Consider the following 14,561-nt stretch of genomic DNA (forward strand, 5'->3'; position numbering starts at 1 on the left):
CCCCGCAGTGTGAACACTGCGGGGCGGCGCTCTGTCCGTGTCCGCGGCCTACGAATCCGGGAACAGCGGCGGCGGGTCCTGCGGCTTCGGTGAGCTCTTGCTCGGATCCGGCTTCGGCGAACTCTTGCTCGGGTCGGGCTTCGGCGAACTCGCGCTCGGGTCCGGCGACTTGGAGGTGCTCTTGCTCGGGTCCGGGGTGTTCTCCGGCGACCGGCTGATGCTCGCGGGAGCGCTGGACGAGGACTGGCTCGGCGACGGGCTGGGGGACGCGCTGCGGGACGGCACGACCACCGCGCCCATGTCCGCCTCCGACAGGTCGAACTTGCCCGTCTTCTCGCCCTTGAGCGCGGCCAGGGTGTAGGCCTTCCAGATCTCGGCGGGGAAGCTGGAACCGCCCGCGCGCCCCAGGCCTGCGGTGCCGGTCAGGGTGACCTGCCTGCCCGTGCCGGGCTCCTCGCCGAACATCGCGACGACCGTGACGAGCTCCGGGGTGTACGCGGTGAACCAGGCCGCCACGTTGGACTCGGTGGTACCGGTCTTGGCGGCGGCCTCGTAGGCGCTGCTCTTGACCTTCGAGCCGGAGCCGTCGTTGACGACGCCGGTGAGCACCTTGGTCACCGTGTCGGCGGTCTCACGGCTGATCGCCTGACCGCCGACCGCCTCGACCGGCGTGAACTCACGGTCCTTGTGCTCGGCCTTCTTGACGATGGTCGGCGTGACCTTCTTGCCGTGGTTGTCGAAGGTGGCGTAGACGGCGGCCATCTCGACGGTGTTGGCGCTCATGGTGCCGAGCGACATGGCCGGCTTGTCCTCGGGCCAGCCCTCACGGTCCTGCATGCCGAGGGCGAGGGCCGTCTTCTTCACGTTGGGCGGCTTGACGTCCACGATCATCTGCGCGTAGACGGAGTTCACGGAGGAGTTGGTGGCGTCCTGCACCGTGATCCACGGGTCGCCGTAGTCCTTGTCGTCCTGGTTCTGCGGGTTGAAGGGGATCTTGCTGCCGACGACCTGCCGCTTGCTGGTGCCGTCGTAGAGCGCGTTCGGCGTGATCTCCTTGCCGTCCTGGGTGGTCGCCTTGTTCTCCAGGGCGGAGGCGAGCACGATCGGCTTGAAAGTCGAGCCGGGCTGGTAGTCGGTGCGCAGGGCGTTGTTCGACCAGTGGTCGGCGATGCCCGTGCCGCCGTACATCGCGACGATCTCGCCGGTCTTCGGGTTCACCGAGGTGGCGCCGGCCTGCACGTTCTGGTCGACGGGGCGCTTGGCGGTGTCCTTGCGGTCGAGCTTGGACTCCAGCTCGTCCTGGACCGCCTTGTCCAGCGCCGCCTGCTTCTCCTTGTCGATGGAGAGGGTGATCGTCCAGCCGCCGGCCGTGATCTGCTCGGGGAGGATGTTCTGCTTCTTGAGCTCGTCGTTGGCGGCCTGGACCAGGTAGCCGACGGTGCCCTCCATGCCGGGGGCGGGCTTGGGCTTGATCGGCTCCTGGAGCTTGAGCTCCTTGCTCTTGGCGGCGTCCAGCTTGCCCATGTCGACCATGTTGGCGAGGGTGCCGTTGAAGCGGACCATGACCAGGTCCCTGGCCTTCGGGCCGGCGACGGCCAGGTCGTACTGGCTGGGGGCCTGGAGGACGGCGGCGAGGTAGACGCCCTGCTCCAGGGTCAGCTTCTCCGCGTCGACGCCGTAGTAGGCCTGCGCGGCGGCCTGGATGCCGTAGGCGCCCCGGCCGTAGTAGCTGGTGTTCATGTAGCCGGCGAGGATCTCGTCCTTCTCCATGTCGGCGTCGACCTTGAGGGAGATCACCAGCTCTTTGAGCTTGCGGGACGCCGTCTGGTCCTGGTTCAGGTAGTAGTTCTTGACGTACTGCTGGGTGATCGTCGAACCGCCGGCCTTGCCCTGGCCGCTGACCGTGTTCCACACCGCACGGGCCAGGCCCTTGACGTCGACTCCGCGGTCCTCGTAGAAGGACTTGTTCTCGATGGCGATGAACGCCGCCTGAACGTCCTTCGGGATCTTGTCGATCGGCAGGATCTCGCGGTTGACCTCGCCGGTGCGGGCCATGATCGACCCGTCGGCGTACTTGTACACGTTGCTCTGGAGCGTCGCGTGCTGGTTGGGGTCGGGCTTCTCCACATAGAAGTAGAGGCCGACCAACGCGGCCATGCCGAGCAGGATCATCCCGAAGAACGTGCCGAGGATCTTCTTCCACGTGAAGAAGCGGCGTATGCCGGAGCGTTCGCCGGAGCGCTCCCTGCCCTTGGTGCGTCCGCTCGGCGCCCGCCGCGCACCGCGCTGCTGCTGCGCCTTACGTGCTTCTGCTCGGCCCATCGCTCCCGCTCCGCTCGATTTCCCCCGACGTCAGCTGAGAAAGCTAACACCACAGGCTGTGACAAAGGTTGGCCAAGCAAGGCCAATATCGGTCAATTCGGACGTGAGAATCAGCACCCACATCAAGGGAACCGACGCAGGAGGGGGCCGAACGGTTGCCGGACGCCAAAAAAGTGATATCACTTTGCTAGGCGGTCCGATGGGCCGCGACCGACAGACTCGGGGGAACAGATGACGAATCCAGTCGCCACGGCAGTCGCCACACCGGACGGGGTACGGGAATTCACCGCGCGCAGCGTGGGCGGCGGCCTGGCGCTGCTGCTCGGACTGGCCGGCGTGCTCGCGGGCGTGGGCCTGATCACCGTCGGCGCGACGTCGGCGATCACCGTCGGCTTCCAGGCGGCACTGGTAGCCGGCGGCCTCCTGGTGATCATCGCCTCCCTCATAGCGATGACCGGACTGAACACCGTGGCGCCGGGCGAGGCCCGGGTGGTCCAGCTGTTCGGCCGCTACCGGGGCACGATCCGCATCGACGGGCTGCGCTGGGTCAACCCGCTGACCTCGCGGCAGAAGATCTCCACGCGGGTCCGCAACCACGAGACGGCCGTCATGAAGGTCAATGACGCCTACGGCAACCCGATCGAACTGGCGGCGGTCGTGGTGTGGCGGGTCGAGGACACGGCGCGGGCCAGTTTCGAGGTCGAGGACTTCACGGAGTTCGTCGAGACCCAGACCGAGGCCGCGGTCCGTCACATCGCGATCGAGTACCCCTACGACGCGCACGAGGAGGGCGGCCTGTCGCTGCGCGGGAACGCCGAGGAGATCACCGAGAAGCTGGCCGTCGAACTCCACGCCCGGGTGGAGGCGGCCGGCGTCCAGATCATCGAGTCCCGCTTCACGCATCTCGCGTACGCTCAGGAGATCGCCTCCGCGATGCTCCAGCGCCAGCAGGCGGGCGCGGTCGTGGCGGCCCGCAAGCAGATCGTGGAGGGCGCCGTCGGCATGGTCGAACTGGCCCTCAAGCGCCTGGCGGAGGAGGACATCGTGGACCTGGACCCGGAGCGGAAGGCCGCCATGGTCTCGAATCTGATGGTGGTCCTCTGCGGGGACCGCTCGGTCCAGCCCGTGGTCAACGCGGGCACCCTCTACCAGTGACCTCCGGCGGCGAGCAGAGCCCTGCGGGGCGACAGGCGCGCAAGCAGGTGCTGCTGCGGCTCGACCCGCAGGTGTACGAGGCGCTGGCCCGCTGGGCGGGCGAGGAGCTGCGCAGCGCCAACGCCCAGATCGAGTTCCTGCTCCGCCGCGCCCTGTCCGAGGCCGGCCGCCTCCCGTCCGGCCCGGCGCCGATCCCGCGCCGCGGCCGGCCCCCGAAGTCCACGGACTGAGCCGGCGCTGCCGGATGACGCCGCATGCGGGGCTGGATCGCGCCGAGCACGGTCCAGCCCCGTCGGCGCTTGAGGCGCGGGGTCGGGGGCGGAGCCCCGGCCACGGACCGCCAGAGAACCGTGACAAACCCACTGACCTGTGACTGAGCGCGTTAATGGTTCTGACCGCTCCTCCGTGGCGGCTACGCCAGAAGCCGAGGGCTATGGAACGGTCAGCACCCACCACTGCCGCAGCGTGCGGAGAGTACGCAGGAAGACGCGCGGACCCCGGCAGACGGGGCGGGCGTAGCGTCTGACGGGGTCACCGTTCGGGAAGACGAGGCCCTCGCGGCCGGCGACGACCGCTCCGTCGTCCGTCAGTCGGAGGTGGTGGACGGCATCCACCCGGGTAGCGGTGTGGCCGCCCCGCTCGTCCCCTCCGAGCAGGAGCAGCCGGTCACCGCGGATCGCGAGGCCCAATGGGTCCGAGACCGGCAGGGCGCGGATGCGGAGCGCCCCGCTGGGCCCCGTTTCGACGAGCGGTGCGCCGGGCCAGTACATGGCGTGGACCGCGGAGTCGGAGACGTTGATGGTGCTGACCTCCGCCACGTGGTGGTAGGGCTCCGGGGGGCGCAGGGCCCATGCGGGGTTGCCCCTGTCGTCCCAGCGGACCAGGCCGCCCGCGCTGACGCGGTCACCGCTGTAGATCCCTTCGTCGGCGTACCCGGTCCAGAAGCCGGCCCGGCGGTCCGCGACCAGGTGCTTGAGGTGCGTTCCCAGCGGGAACCGGCGCCGAGAGTGGCCGTCGGGGCCGAAGATCTGGCCGGACCGTGCGTTCGGCCCTCCGTTGCCGGAGAGGACGAAGCCGCCGCCCGGGAGGGCGTCGAAGGCGTCCGGGTCCACGGCCACTCCGTGCAGGGTCCGTTCCCGGACCTCGCCCCGGTCACTCATGACGACGAGGGCGTCGAAGGGCAGATTCACGGGCGCCGGTACGTCCCGGCCGGCCCACCTGTAGGGAAAACGGGTGTCAGGGCAGATCAGCCAGAGAGCCCGGCCCCACGGATCGATCGTGGAGGCCAGCACCTTCCGTTCGTCGTACTGCCGAGGCAACAGTGCGTAGGAACGCAGTGCCACCTTCGTCAAGAAGATCACCTCGCGGGCGAAGGAATGCGACTCCTCCATGATCACACGGTTGCGCGCTCGGCCGCCCGGGCGTCGCGGGCCGGGCGGGCCCGCCGCGGCCGGTCGTCCCGAACGTGGCCCCCGCCCGACGGGGTCCTGGTTTTCGGGCGGGGCCGGTGGCGAACGACGGTGCTGTTCGGAGTGCCTGCCCGGAGATCGCCTTCGCCTGTGACCTCGCGTGGGAGTTCACGGACATGCTCCGCCATCGCCGCGGCCACCTACGCCGGACGCCCTTGGGGGCGTCCGGTCAGGCGCCCGTGATCGTCTGGAGCGACGGGGCCTCCGTGAAACGCCCCGGCGCAAGCGCTCAATCAGGCATCCGGTAGCACGAGCCAGATCTCGGAGAAGGAGAGGCCGTGCTTGTTGATCACCACCCCGCAGGGGCAGCCCAAGGTCGCCCGACGCCAATCGCAGGTCACGGTCCACGGGCCGTCCTGGCCCCCGCACACCGGACAGCCGACGGCTTCAGCCGTCCACACCCCCGGCGCGGGTCTGGCATGGCGACGGAATCGGCCCCCGTACCGGACCTGCCAAGGCTCGATGGACGGTGTGCGCGGGATCGTCCCGGGTGCGCTCGTCGCGGCGAGGGCGGTGAAGAGCGCGATCAGGTCGGAGAGCAGAGCTTCGCCCGCCTCGGTCGGCGGGGCCATGCCTTCCACAGTCCCCGGCGCGGCTCCGTACCTTGGGGCCGCCGCCGCAGGGGGTGGGTTCGGAGCAGCGTGCCAGGGCAGTAGGGCGCGCGCGACTGCGGCCAGGAGGGCGGCGGCTGGCGGGCTGACAGCGCCCGCGTCGAGGTGGTGGACGGTCGTGCGCAGAATGCGTTGAAGCCGTCGGTCCCGGTCCGTCACCGGGATCCGTGCCGCCGAGCCCCGCCGGGCCGGGAGCGGGGCGGTGAGACGTGCCAGGACGGCCGCCGCAGCCGCGGCGTCCGCCGAGGGGAGACGCCATTCCCCTGCGGCGAGGAGGTGCCGGGCTCGCCCCGATTCTTGGGTGAGGGCGCGCGTCGACAAGGGGCTCGGTGTCCCCACTGGCCCTCCGCGAACGGCAGTCATCGCCTCTCCGTCCGTGTCCCGTCCCGGTTCCTCGCGATCTGCCCACGCGCCCTCTATGAGCGCCGACGAACACCCACATCCCACCACACGAGCGGACCGCCCCGAAACGGCATCGGGGGCCGGTGTGCTCTTCGCGGTCGGCTACTTCACCGCCCGCCTGGTTTTCGACCTGTCCGAGCAGCGGAGCATGGTCGTCGGCGCGGCGCTCCCGGTGGTCTGTGGAGCCGGCCGCCTCATCTGGCTGAAGTTGAGGCTGCCCACGCCGTTCAGCGACCACGACCGCTGGCGCAGCCAGGACCACCGGGACTACTGGAGCTGACGGACCACCGAAACGGGATGCAGCTGCGCCACCAACAGAGCACCAGTGCCAGTACCACCCGGATGGACCGGTCACCGGCGGCTTCCAGCGTGTTCGGGGCCGCCGACTGAAACGCTCACCCGCCAACTGTCGCGCTCAGTCACATGACCTGCGGGAACAGGTCCATACCGGCCAGCTATACACACCGCGTATACAGCGCGGGTATACACCGCGTGTACAGTCGGCCGCATGTCCATCGGTCACACTCTGCTCGGCCTCCTGGAGGCCGGCCCGCGCCACGGCTACGACCTCAAGCGCGCCTTCGACGAGAAGTTCGGCCACGACCGCCCCCTCGCCTACGGGCAGGTTTACTCGACCATGTCCCGCCTCCTCAAGAACGGCCTCGTCGAGGTCGACGGCGTCGAGAGCGGCGGCGGCCCCGAGCGCAAGCGGTACGCCATCACCGACGCCGGCATCACCGACGTCGAGACCTGGCTCTCGCAACCCGAGAAGCCCGAGCCCTACCTCCACTCGACCCTCTACACCAAGGTCGTCCTCGCCCTGCTCACCGGCCGCAGCGCGGGCGAGCTGCTCGACACCCAGCGGGCCGAGCACCTGCGCCTCATGCGCATCCTCACCCAGCGCAAGCGCAAGGGCGACCTCGCCGACCAACTCGTCTGCGACCACGCCCTGTTCCACCTGGAGGCGGACCTGCGGTGGCTGGAACTCACCACCGCCCGCCTCGAACAGCTCGCCCAGGAGGTACGCCGATGACCCCGGCCGGCACCCTGCTCGCCGCCACGGACCTCCGTAAGGCGTACGGGACCACCCACGCGCTCGACGGCGCCGAGTTCTCGATCCACCCCGGCGAGATCGTCGCCGTCATGGGGCCCTCCGGCTCCGGCAAGTCGACCCTGCTGCACTGCCTCGCCGGGATCGTCACGCCCGACTCCGGCTCCATCACGTACGCCGGGCGCGAGCTGTCCGCCATGAACGACGCCCAGCGCAGCGCCCTGCGGCGCGGCGACTTCGGCTTCGTCTTCCAGTTCGGGCAGCTCGTACCGGAACTGACCTGCGTGGAGAACGTCGCCCTCCCGCTGCGCCTGTGCGGCGTCAAGCGCAAGGAGGCCGAACAGAGTGCCCGGCACTGGATGGAGAAGCTCCAGGTGGAGGACGTGGGCGGCAAGCGTCCCGGAGAGGTCTCCGGCGGTCAGGGCCAGCGCGTCGCCGTCGCCCGCGCCCTCGTCACCCGCCCGCGGGTCGTCTTCGCCGACGAGCCCACCGGAGCCCTCGACTCGCTCAACGGCGAACTCGTGATGCAGCTGCTCACCGAAGCCGCCCGGTCCGCCAACGCCGCCGTCGTCCTCGTCACCCACGAGACCCGGGTGGCCGCGTACTCCGACCGCGAGATCGTCGTACGCGACGGCCGGTCCCGCGACATGGAGCGCCTCGTATGAGCACGCTGCGGGCATGGGCCCGCGACCTCGCGATGGGCGGCCGGTTCGCCTTCGGCGGCGGCCGCGAGGGCTGGACCCGCACCCTGCTCACCGGGGTGGGCGTCGGCCTGGGTGTGGCGCTGCTGCTGATCAGCACCGCACTTCCCAGCGCTCTCGCCGCCCGCTACGAGCGGGATGACGCCCGCTCGACGCTCGCCTCGCCCACCGCCGAGGCGCCCGGCCGCGACACCCTGCTCATCGCCGGGGCCAACCAGACGTTCCACAGCCAGGACATCGGCGGCACCCTCCTCAAGGCCGAGGGCCCGGACGCCCCGGTTCCGCCCGGCCTGAAGAAGATCCCCGGCCCGGGCGAGATGGCGGTTTCCCCCGCCCTGGCCGAGCTTCTGGAGTCCACGGACGGACGGCTTCTGCGCGAACGCCTCGACGGGAAGATCACCGAGACCATCGGCGACGCGGGCCTCGTGGGCCCTGGTGAGCTCTTCTTCTACGCCGGCTACGACGCTCTCCAACAGAGCGGCCCGCAGGACTACCGGGTCAAGCGCATCACCGGCTTCTCCAACGTCGAGCGGGAGGAGCTCGACCCCGTCCTCATGCTGTTGGTGGTGCTGACCTTCGTCGCCCTGCTGCTGCCCGTCGCCGTCTTCATCGCGACCGCCGTCCGCTTCGGCGGCGAGCGCCGCGACCGCCGGCTCGCCGCGCTGCGCCTGGTCGGCGCCGACAGCCGCATGGTCCGCCGGATCGCCGCCGGGGAGGCGCTCGCCGGGTCCCTGGTCGGCCTGGCCCTCGGCGTCGGCTTCTTCGTGATCGGCCGCGAGCTCGTCGGCAGCTTCAGCATCCAGCAGCGCAGCGTCTTCCCCGCCGACCTGGACCCGTCGGTGTGGCTGGCCGCACTCGTCGCGGTCGCGGTGCCCGCGGCGGCCGTAGCGGTGACCCTGTTCGCGCTGCGCGGCGTCGTCATCGAGCCGCTGGGTGTCGTCCGCACGGCCAAGCCGAGCAGACGCCGCATCTGGTGGCGGCTGCTGCTGCCGCTCGGCGGACTCGGCCTGCTCGCTCCGATGTCGGGCCGCGGCAAGGAGCACGGCGACTTCAACCAGTGGCAGGTCAGCGGCGGCGTGGTGCTGCTGCTGGTCGGCATCACCGCCCTGCTGCCCTGGATGCTGGAACGGTGCGTCGGCGGGATGTCCGGCGGCCCGGTCTCGTGGCAGTTGGCGGTCCGCCGCCTCCAGGTGAGCAGCGGCAGCGCCGCCCGGCTGGTCAACGGCATCGCGGTCGCCGTCGCCGGGGCCATCGCCCTGCAGATGCTGTTCGCCGGCGTCGAGGGCGACTACACCGAGGAGACCGGCCAGGACCCGTCCCGGGCCGCGGTCTCGATCCTGCTGCACCGGGGCACCGAGGCACAGGTCGATGCCGACGCCCTCGCCAAGACGGTCTCCGAGAGCGAGGGCATCGCCAAGACCGTCCCGCTGACCTCGGTCGGCGCCGCGCACCGGGTCCCCGAGCCGGATCGGATCATCAGTGTCACCATCGGCACCTGCGAGGCACTGCGCGAGGTCGCCGAGCTGGGCTCGTGTCAGGACGGCGACGCCTTCGTCCTGACGGGCGCCCCCGCCGGCGGACGCGGCACGTATGGTGCCACGGCAGCACCGGGCGACAAGCTGTTCGTCGGCAACGTCTACGGCTTCGAGCACTTCGGCAAGGCCGTCGAGTGGACCGTCCCGGCCGCCGCCCGTTCGGTCGCCAGCCGCGAGGACCCGGCCGGCAGCCTGCGCGACGGCCTGCTGGTGACCCCCTCGGCCGCACCCAAGGGCATGGACGCCGCCCAGTCCGCCCAGGTGTTCGTCCAGCTCGACGAGTCCGTGCCGGACGCCCTGGAGCGGGCCCGGACGGCCGCCTTCAAGGTGGACCCGTTCGCCACCGCGATGACGCTCACGTCCACCCAGCAGCTGTCCGGTTACTCCTCCGTCCGGACCGGGCTGTTCTTCGGCGCGACCGGCGTCCTGATCCTGATCGGCACGAGCCTGCTGGTCTCGCAGCTGGAGCAGTTGCGCGAGCGCAGGAAGCTGCTGTCGTCCCTGGTCGCCTTCGGTACCAAGCGCTCCACGCTGAGCCTGTCGGTGCTGTGGCAGACGGCCCTGCCGATCGGGCTGGGCCTGGGCCTGGCGGCGATGGTGGGCGTGGGGCTGGGCGTCGTCCTGCTCCGGATGACCGGCCGCCCCGTCCGCGTCGACTGGTCCTCGGTCGCCGCGATGACCGGCGTCGGCGGGGGCGTGGTCGCCCTGGTGACCCTGCTCAGCCTGCCGGTGCTGCTTCGCCTGATGCGCCCGGAGGGCCTGCGTACGGAGTAGCCCCGACCGCGGTGGTCCGTACGCCCGCTCCCGCCTTCCCTAGTCGGTGGGCCAGACGGGGAGCGGGCGTACGGCTTCGCGCAGTGCGGCCGCGATCGCCCGGAACTCCTCCTGCCGGGCGGTCCCGGTGCGCATGGCCAGCGCGATCCGCCGCGAGGGGGCGGGCTCGGTGAAGTACCCGGTGGCGAGGTATTCGTTGCGGGCGGTCTCCAGCCTCAGCGCGCTGCGCGGCAACAGCGTCACGCCCAGTCCCCCGGCGACCAGCTGTACGAGGGTGGACAGTCCGGCGGCGGTCGTGGTGACGTCAGCGCCCGTCGTGCGCCCCGCCTCGCGGCAGATGTCGAGGGCCTGGTCCCGCAGGCAGTGCCCCTCGTCCAGCAACAGCAGCTGCAGTCCCCGTAGTTCCTCACGCGGGATGTTCCGGCGTCCGGCCAGCGGATGATCCCGGGGCGCCAGCAGGACGAAGTCCTCGTCGAAGAGGGGTAGTTCGGCGATCCCGGGGACACCGAGCGGCACCGCGAGGAGCAGCAGGTCCAGCCGCCCGCCGGCCAGCCCCTCCAGCAGCGAGGCCGTCTGCTCCTCGTGCACCTGTAGGTCCATCCGCGGGTAGCGCCGGTGGAAGAGCCCGAGCACGGTCGGCAGCAGGTACGGCGCCACCGTGGGGATCACCCCGAGGCGCAGGGCTCCGGTGAAGGGGGCCCGTACGGCTTCGGCCTCCTCCAGCAGCCCGCCCACGGCGTCGAGCACCACCCGCGCGCGGGCCGCGATCCGCTCGCCCGCCGGCGAGAGCAGCACCTTGCGGGTGGTGCGCTCCAGCAGCTGCACGCCGAGGGCTTCCTCCAGCGCGGAGACGGCTCCGGAGAGCGCCGGCTGGCTCATGCCGATGGCCGCGGCGGCGTCCCGGAAATGCAGGTGCTCGGCGACCGCGGCGAAGGCGCGCAGCTGCGCCAGCGTCGGCTGCTTGGTCGCACCCTGCTTCGTACCCCTATTGCCGACACCATTACCGACAGCCACTGATAGGCACCTCCGATCACTCCCTTCAAGAGTAGCTATTTCCGTAATCAATGCAGCTGTGTCAGCATGTGAGATCCGTCCAACCCCCTCGGAAGACGACCAAAAGGGTCGTTTTCCCTCCAGCAAGGAGAGCACGTGCTCACTGTCGGCGACCAGTTCCCCACCTACGATCTGACCGCTTGCGTCTCGCTCGAAGCCGGCAGCGAGTTCGCCCAGATCGACCACAAGACCTATGAGGGCAAGTGGCGTGTGGTGTTTTTCTGGCCGAAGGACTTCACTTTCGTCTGCCCGACCGAGATCGCTGCCTTCGGCAAGCTGAACGACGAGTTCCTCGACCGCGACGCCCAGATCCTCGGCGTCTCCGGCGACTCCGAGTTCGTCCACCACGCCTGGCGCAAGGACCACGCCGACCTGCGTGACCTGCCCTTCCCGATGCTGGCCGACTCCAAGCACGAGCTCATGCAGGACTGCGGCGTCCAGGGCGCGGACGGCTTCGCCCAGCGCGCCGTCTTCATCGTCGACCAGAACAACGAGATCCAGTTCTCGATGGTGACCGCCGGTTCCGTGGGCCGTAACCCCAAGGAGGTCCTGCGGGTCCTCGACGCCCTGCAGACCGACGAGCTGTGCCCCTGCAACTGGACCAAGGGCGAGAACACGCTCGACGCCGGCGCGCTGCTGGCCGGTGAGTGACGATGTCCCTCGACTCCCTCAAGTCCGCCATACCGGACTTCGCCAAGGACCTGAAGCTGAACCTCGGTTCGGTCATCGGCAACAGCGACCTCCCGCAGCAGCAGCTGTGGGGCACGGTCCTGTCCTGCGCGATCGCCGCCCGCTCCCCGCGCGTCCTGCGTGAGCTGGAGCCGGAGGCGAAGGCGAACCTCTCGCCGGAGGCGTACACCGCCGCCAAGTCCGCAGCCGCGATCATGGCGATGAACAACGTCTTCTACCGCACGCGGCACCTGCTCTCCGACCCGGAGTACGGCACCCTGCGGGCGGGGCTGCGGATGAACGTCATCGGCAACCCGGGTGTGGAGAAGGTCGACTTCGAGCTGTGGTCGCTCGCGGTCTCCGCGATCAACGGCTGCGGGCAGTGCCTGGACTCGCACGAGCAGGTCCTGCGCAAGGCGGGCGTCGGCCGCGAGACGGTCCAGGAGGCCTTCAAGATCGCCTCGGTGATCCAGGCCGTCGCCGTCACCCTCGACGCCGAGGCCGCCCTCGGCGCCGAGTAGCAGCACCCCGTACGAGGACCCGTACGACGATCGGGGCCCCCGCAGCCGTACACCGGCGGCGAGGGCCCTGCGCGTTGCTCCTTCTGGAGTCCTTCAGGAGTCCTTCAGGGCTTCTTCAGGGCGGCCATCAGCGACCGCATGTCCTCGATCATCGCGGTCTTCAGCGTTTCCCGGTCGGGCCGGGGCCGCGCCGGCTGCACATCGCTCACGCCCCCCTGGTCGTCCCGTCCCCGTATGTCGAGGAAGACCAGCCGGAGGATGAAGACGGCGCCGCCGTCGCGGACCCTCAGGTGGAGATCCCCGTCGGTCGAGGACGTGGTCAGGAGCGCCTGCTCGCCGAGGCCCGGCACCGGCTCCCAGGGGATCTCGCCCTCGCTGTCCTCGGCGGCCATCCGGTCGTGCTTCGTGCCGACTTCGAACTCGACTGCCGGGTCGGCCTTCTTGTGCAGTTCGTACTCGGCCTGGATGAAGTACGAGTCCTCGCCGACCGGAGTGTCGCTGGAGCGGCTGCACATCGCCCAGTCCACGGCCGGATGCCGGCCGTCCAGGCGCGGATCCGCGGAGTCGGCGAGATTGCCCAGCGCCTGGTTCAGGGCCTGCGCCTTCAGCTGCCCGCACAGGTCGTCCGAGGCCCGGTAGCGGATATCGGGCGCCGTCAGCCGGTCCCCGTAGGCGTAGAGGCCGCCCGCCCACACCGCGGAGGTGGCCACCACCGCTGCCAGGACCCACCACCACGGCCGGCCAGGCCCCGGCCCGCCGTCCGCGGGCGGCCGCGCCACCTCGGCCGGCCGCGCGGACTCCCACGCCCCGTCCAGCTCGGGCTCGCCGATCATCCCTGTCCCCCTGTTTCGCCCGCCGGTGAGCTGCCGAGGGCCGTGGAGCCGTGCGGCGCCGGTCCCACCACTCCGGAGCCGTGGTGGAGCCGCTCACGCGAGTACGCCTTCAGATAGCCCACCACCGTGTTGGTGACGGCGACCAGCGGGACGGCGACGACCGCTCCGCCGATGCCCGCGACCATTCCGCCGGCGGCCACCGCGAGCACCACCGCGAGCGGGTGCACCCGTACCGCCCGGCCCAGGATCAAGGGCTGGAGCACGTGCCCCTCGATCTGCTGCACCGCCAGGACCACCACGAGCACCATCAGCGCGCTGAACACACCCTGCGTCACGAGCGCCACGACCACCGCGAGGGCGCCGGACACCACCGCGCCGACCAGCGGGATGAAGGCGAACAGGAAGATGAAGACGGCCAGCGGCACCGCCATCGGCACGTTGAGGAAGTAGATGCCGAGGCCGATGAAGGTGGCGTCGATGAGCGCGACGAGGACGGTGCCCCGTACGTACGCGGTCAGCGTGCGCCAGGCCCGGGGGCCGGCGCCCGCCACGCCGGGGCGGGCGGCGGCCGGGACGAGGCCGAGCGCCCAGGTCCAGATGCGCTTGCCGTCGTAGAGCAGGAAGAGCGTCGAGAACATCGCCAGCAGGATGCCCGTCAACACCTCGACCAGCACCGTCACGCCTTGCAGGCCGGCGGTGGTGATCTGCTCGGTGTTGGTGCCGATGGTCTCGCTGAGGTTCTTCGCGATGTCGTTGATCTGCTTCTCGGTCACGTGGAACGGACTGTCCAGTGCCCACAGTTTGAGCTCGTCGATGCCGTCGCGGACCCGGTCGGACAGGTCGTCGAGGTTCTCCATGACCTGCCAGACCACGAACCAGCCGACCAGTCCGATGACCACGAACCCGAGGACGGCGGTGACGGCGGTGGCCAGGCCGCGCGGCAGGCCCAGCCGGCGCAGCCGGACCACGAACGGCTGGAGCAGCGCGGTGACCAGGAGGGCTGCGGCGAAGGCGAGGACGACCAGGCGGACTTCGCTGATCACCCTCATCAGCACCCAGAGCATCCCGGCGAGCAGCAGCAGCCGCCAGCTGGCCTCGGCGGCGACGCGCACGCCCCAAGGGATCACGCTCGCGGGGTCGGGCCGCCCCGGGACGGCGGCCGTCGTGACGGTGGACCCGGCGGGTACGGGAGATCCGGCGGACGCGCCGGTGCCCGGCGTCACTTGGGGCGCTCCGGGCTCGCCGGGCGTGACCGGGCCGGGCAGGTCGCCTCTGGCCTCGGCCTCGACCTCGGCGCGCCGCTCGTGGAGCCGCGCCTCCATCCGGTTGAACCTGCTCCCGAGCCGGCCGAGCCAGCCTGCCCTCTTCGCCATGTCGTTCCCTTCCCCCCGCCCGTTCTGCCGGTTACGCCTCGAAAGACCGTACACGCGAGGAGCCCCGCACCGGAGGACGGTGCGGGGCTCTT

Annotated in this window: 14 protein-coding genes; 8 read left to right on the forward strand and 6 right to left on the reverse strand. The window is 70.7% G+C overall.

The genetic code is table 11. The annotated features are described in order from the left end of the window. Positions 1 to 48 precede the first annotated feature (48 nt). Entirely contained in the window at positions 49 to 2,322 is a 2,274-nt protein-coding gene (locus tag ABZX75_RS23805; protein ID WP_355413721.1) for a transglycosylase domain-containing protein, read from the reverse strand. A 231-nt stretch (positions 2,323 to 2,553) separates the two neighbouring features. Here ABZX75_RS23805 and ABZX75_RS23810 point away from each other — a divergent pair, with 231 nt between their 5' ends. Beyond that, positions 2,554 to 3,477, forward strand: a complete 924-nt coding sequence (locus ABZX75_RS23810) for an SPFH domain-containing protein (RefSeq protein WP_355413723.1) — start codon at positions 2,554 to 2,556, stop codon at positions 3,475 to 3,477. Beyond that, the gene (locus tag ABZX75_RS23815) at positions 3,474 to 3,707 is read left to right on the forward strand and encodes a hypothetical protein (protein WP_355413725.1); all 234 of its coding nucleotides are present in this window, start codon (positions 3,474 to 3,476) and stop codon (positions 3,705 to 3,707) included. Before ABZX75_RS23810 ends, ABZX75_RS23815 begins: the two co-directional genes overlap by 4 nt. Before the next feature lie 201 nt (positions 3,708 to 3,908). On the opposite strand, the gene ABZX75_RS23820 is transcribed toward ABZX75_RS23815, so the two are convergent. Both ABZX75_RS23820 and ABZX75_RS23825 read right to left on the reverse strand, forming a co-directional pair. Beyond that, positions 3,909 to 4,868 (reverse strand): hypothetical protein, encoded by a 960-nt coding sequence (locus ABZX75_RS23820; protein WP_355413727.1) that lies wholly within the window; start codon positions 4,866 to 4,868, stop codon positions 3,909 to 3,911. Between the two features lie 311 nt (positions 4,869 to 5,179). After that, positions 5,180 to 5,518, reverse strand: a complete 339-nt coding sequence (locus ABZX75_RS23825) for a hypothetical protein (protein WP_355413729.1) — start codon at positions 5,516 to 5,518, stop codon at positions 5,180 to 5,182. Positions 5,519 to 5,975: 457 nt separating this feature from the next. On the opposite strand from ABZX75_RS23825, the gene ABZX75_RS23830 reads away from it, so the two are divergent. The 4 genes from ABZX75_RS23830 (at position 5,976) to ABZX75_RS23845 (ending at position 10,020) form a co-directional block, all read left to right on the forward strand. Then, the gene (locus tag ABZX75_RS23830) at positions 5,976 to 6,239 is read left to right on the forward strand and encodes a hypothetical protein (protein WP_355413731.1); all 264 of its coding nucleotides are present in this window, start codon (positions 5,976 to 5,978) and stop codon (positions 6,237 to 6,239) included. A 228-nt stretch (positions 6,240 to 6,467) separates the two neighbouring features. Further along, on the forward strand, positions 6,468 to 6,992 hold the full coding sequence (locus tag ABZX75_RS23835) for a PadR family transcriptional regulator (protein WP_355413733.1): 525 nt from the start codon (positions 6,468 to 6,470) through the stop codon (positions 6,990 to 6,992). Beyond that, positions 6,989 to 7,675, forward strand: coding sequence for an ABC transporter ATP-binding protein (locus tag ABZX75_RS23840; protein WP_355413735.1), 687 nt, complete (start codon positions 6,989 to 6,991; stop codon positions 7,673 to 7,675). Before ABZX75_RS23835 ends, ABZX75_RS23840 begins: the two co-directional genes overlap by 4 nt. Further along, positions 7,672 to 10,020, forward strand: coding sequence for an FtsX-like permease family protein (locus tag ABZX75_RS23845; RefSeq protein WP_355413737.1), 2,349 nt, complete (start codon positions 7,672 to 7,674; stop codon positions 10,018 to 10,020). Before ABZX75_RS23840 ends, ABZX75_RS23845 begins: the two co-directional genes overlap by 4 nt. A gap of 39 nt (positions 10,021 to 10,059) precedes the next feature. Here ABZX75_RS23845 and ABZX75_RS23850 read toward each other — a convergent pair whose 3' ends face one another. Continuing rightward, complete coding sequence (locus ABZX75_RS23850) at positions 10,060 to 11,034, reverse strand: hydrogen peroxide-inducible genes activator (RefSeq protein ID WP_355413739.1); 975 nt, start codon at positions 11,032 to 11,034, stop codon at positions 10,060 to 10,062. Positions 11,035 to 11,169: 135 nt separating this feature from the next. On the opposite strand from ABZX75_RS23850, the gene ABZX75_RS23855 reads away from it, so the two are divergent. Both ABZX75_RS23855 and ABZX75_RS23860 read left to right on the forward strand, forming a co-directional pair. Continuing rightward, the gene (locus ABZX75_RS23855; RefSeq protein WP_355413741.1) at positions 11,170 to 11,724 is read left to right on the forward strand and encodes a peroxiredoxin; all 555 of its coding nucleotides are present in this window, start codon (positions 11,170 to 11,172) and stop codon (positions 11,722 to 11,724) included. Between the two features lie 2 nt (positions 11,725 to 11,726). Continuing rightward, positions 11,727 to 12,263 carry an alkyl hydroperoxide reductase gene (locus tag ABZX75_RS23860; RefSeq protein WP_355413743.1) on the forward strand — a complete coding sequence of 179 codons (537 nt, stop codon included), beginning with the start codon at positions 11,727 to 11,729 and terminating at the stop codon, positions 12,261 to 12,263. Between the two features lie 104 nt (positions 12,264 to 12,367). Here the strand turns inward: ABZX75_RS23860 and ABZX75_RS23865 are convergent, their stop codons facing one another. Together ABZX75_RS23865 and ABZX75_RS23870 are read right to left on the reverse strand one after the other, a co-directional pair. Continuing rightward, on the reverse strand, positions 12,368 to 13,096 hold the full coding sequence (locus ABZX75_RS23865) for a hypothetical protein (protein WP_355413745.1): 729 nt from the start codon (positions 13,094 to 13,096) through the stop codon (positions 12,368 to 12,370). Next, entirely contained in the window at positions 13,093 to 14,469 is a 1,377-nt protein-coding gene (locus ABZX75_RS23870; RefSeq protein WP_355413747.1) for an AI-2E family transporter, read from the reverse strand. Before ABZX75_RS23870 ends, ABZX75_RS23865 begins: the two co-directional genes overlap by 4 nt. Positions 14,470 to 14,561 lie beyond the last annotated feature (92 nt).

The organism is Streptomyces sp. NPDC003038, from assembly GCF_040611115.1.
Taxonomy (GTDB): Bacteria; Actinomycetota; Actinomycetes; order Streptomycetales; family Streptomycetaceae; genus Streptomyces.

Bases quoted from the DNA above. Each gene is read 5' to 3' on its own strand.
- ABZX75_RS23835 (WP_355413733.1), top strand. From the start codon at position 6,468: ATGTCCATCGGTCACACTCTGCTCGGCCTCCTGGAGGCCGGCCCGCGC.
- ABZX75_RS23870 (WP_355413747.1), bottom strand. From the start codon at position 14,469: ATGGCGAAGAGGGCAGGCTGGCTCGGCCGGCTCGGGAGCAGGTTCAAC.
- ABZX75_RS23830 (WP_355413731.1), top strand. From the start codon at position 5,976: ATGAGCGCCGACGAACACCCACATCCCACCACACGAGCGGACCGCCCC.
- ABZX75_RS23840 (WP_355413735.1), top strand. From the start codon at position 6,989: ATGACCCCGGCCGGCACCCTGCTCGCCGCCACGGACCTCCGTAAGGCG.
- ABZX75_RS23845 (WP_355413737.1), top strand. From the start codon at position 7,672: ATGAGCACGCTGCGGGCATGGGCCCGCGACCTCGCGATGGGCGGCCGG.
- ABZX75_RS23865 (WP_355413745.1), bottom strand. From the start codon at position 13,096: ATGATCGGCGAGCCCGAGCTGGACGGGGCGTGGGAGTCCGCGCGGCCG.
- ABZX75_RS23825 (WP_355413729.1), bottom strand. From the start codon at position 5,518: ATGGCCCCGCCGACCGAGGCGGGCGAAGCTCTGCTCTCCGACCTGATC.
- ABZX75_RS23810 (WP_355413723.1), top strand. From the start codon at position 2,554: ATGACGAATCCAGTCGCCACGGCAGTCGCCACACCGGACGGGGTACGG.
- ABZX75_RS23805 (WP_355413721.1), bottom strand. From the start codon at position 2,322: ATGGGCCGAGCAGAAGCACGTAAGGCGCAGCAGCAGCGCGGTGCGCGG.
- ABZX75_RS23860 (WP_355413743.1), top strand. From the start codon at position 11,727: ATGTCCCTCGACTCCCTCAAGTCCGCCATACCGGACTTCGCCAAGGAC.
- ABZX75_RS23820 (WP_355413727.1), bottom strand. From the start codon at position 4,868: ATGGAGGAGTCGCATTCCTTCGCCCGCGAGGTGATCTTCTTGACGAAG.